General features: G+C 52.8%; 1 pseudogene. It reads left to right on the top strand.

The features are described from left to right. A pseudogene (locus tag SxD43FB_RS24465) lies at positions 1-94 on the top strand (IS5/IS1182 family transposase); the annotation flags it as partial. Positions 95-324: the final 230 nt, after the last annotated feature.

Below are 324 nucleotides of genomic sequence, written 5' to 3'. Positions count from 1 at the left end.
CGCCAAGGACTTTGAACAGACCATCGCATCGGCAACTGCGTGGCTGTTCATAGCTTCCATCCAGCTATTCGCGCGTCGCATCGCAAGACTATGAAATTTCATCGGATAATTATGAATCAGGCTCTAACTCTACGCCCGACTTCTCGACAAGACCCATACTGAGGAGCCATTCGAGAGTACGCTTCGCGTACACATCCAAAGGGCTTTGTTGCGAAATTGCGCCTGGGGGATTCCTCAGGTGAATCGAGTGCTTTAGGGGGCGGCTATGCCCAAGCCAGCCTCACCAAAGTATCGCACGACAAACTGGAGCGCGTATAATGCGGC

The sequence above is a fragment of the Sphingobium sp. D43FB genome, from assembly GCF_002312805.1.
Lineage (GTDB): Bacteria > Pseudomonadota > Alphaproteobacteria > Sphingomonadales > Sphingomonadaceae > Sphingobium.
This window is presented reverse-complemented; position numbering and strand designations above follow the sequence as displayed.